This window comes from Fodinibius salsisoli, assembly GCF_026229185.1.
Lineage (GTDB): Bacteria > Bacteroidota > Rhodothermia > Balneolales > Balneolaceae > Fodinibius > Fodinibius salsisoli.
Window position 1 is genome coordinate 1 of sequence record NZ_JAGGJA010000033.1, and the last position, 1,300, is coordinate 1,300.

Annotated in this window: 2 protein-coding genes; both read right to left on the reverse strand. The window is 53.7% G+C overall.

What is annotated here, in order from left to right; translation table 11 throughout:
- Positions 1-41: 41 nt before the first annotated feature.
- Entirely contained in the window at positions 42-911 is an 870-nt protein-coding gene (locus tag J6I44_RS20485; protein ID WP_265768136.1) for an IS3 family transposase, read from the reverse strand.
- Between the two features lie 11 nt (positions 912-922).
- On the reverse strand, positions 923-1,228 hold the full coding sequence (locus J6I44_RS20490) for a transposase (RefSeq protein WP_265768137.1): 306 nt from the start codon (positions 1,226-1,228) through the stop codon (positions 923-925).
- Positions 1,229-1,300 lie beyond the last annotated feature (72 nt).

The window sequence follows — 1,300 nt, forward strand, 5'->3', positions numbered from 1 at the left end:
TTGGAATTGCAACAAAAAAGTAGACAGTGAGTTAAGGGTGATCATGCGGCCTGTTGCTGTTGGGTTATTAATAATTCTTCGGTTTGTGCAGGGCTGCGGTAATCCAGGCTTGAATGCAGGCGCTTGCGGTTATACCAGATCTCGATATAGTGGAATAGGATCCGGCGCACTTGAGGGTAGCTACAGGTGTCCGTGTCGACCGCAAGTTCAGCTTTTAGCGTTTTAAAGAAGCTTTCGGCCGGCGCATTATCCCAGCAGTTGCCTTTTCGGCTCATCGACTGGGTGACCAGCGGTTGGTTTTCCAGTAGCTCCGTGAAGTCCCCGCAGGCATACTGTACCCCGCGATCCGAATGGAAGATCAGCTCTCCACCGGGCCGGCGCCGGCTACAGGCTTGGTTCCATGCGGGGATTGTCGTCGCTTCGGCGGCCATGCTATCGGCCAACGACCAGCCGATGATCTGTCGGTCGGCCAAGTCCATGATGGTCGTCAGATACAGCCAGCCGCCAGAGCTTGGCAGATAGGTAATATCGCTGACCCAGGCCTGGCCCAAGTGCTTGGCTTCAAAGTTTCGGCCCAGCAGGTTGGGTGCTACCGGCAGGGCGTGCCCCGAATCGGTGGTCCTCATCCATTTGGGACGGATTTGAGAAGCCATCCCCGCTTTGTTCATCAGCCGGGCAACACGCGGGCGACTGAGTTGTTCCCCGTTGGCCAGTAGGGCCGCGTGAATGCGCGGGCTGCCATAGGTCTTGGCCGAGTCCAGCCAAATTTGGGTAATTTTGGCTGTGAGCTGCTTGTTTTCCAGGGTGCGCTTCGCCGGCCCGCGACCACGCCACCGGTAGTACCCGCTGCGGGATACGCCCAGAGTCTGAGACATCTTTACTATGGAAAATTGATCGTTATGATCGTCCATAAACTGATAAATTATTTGGGGTGGTTGGCAAAGATGCCCATGGCCTTTTTTAAAATGTCACGCTGGGTTTTAACCTCGGCCAGCTCGCGCTGCAGGCGGGCGATCTTTTTTTCTTGTGGAGTTTGTTGTTCTACTCCATTGCCCGGAAAACTGCGCTGCGGGTCGGCCTTAAACTCGGCCCGCCACCGATAAATGAGGGCTGGGCGGAGTCCTAAATCCGCGGCCAGTTCGGTGATCTTCTCGCAATGTTCACTCTGTTCAATAACATCTAACTTAAACTCTTTGCTGAAGCTACGTCGGGTTTGTTTGTTACTCATGATCTATTAGGTATAAATTAACAGCCACAATCTATGACTTAACCGGGTGTCTACCAAAATGTAGCAACTCCA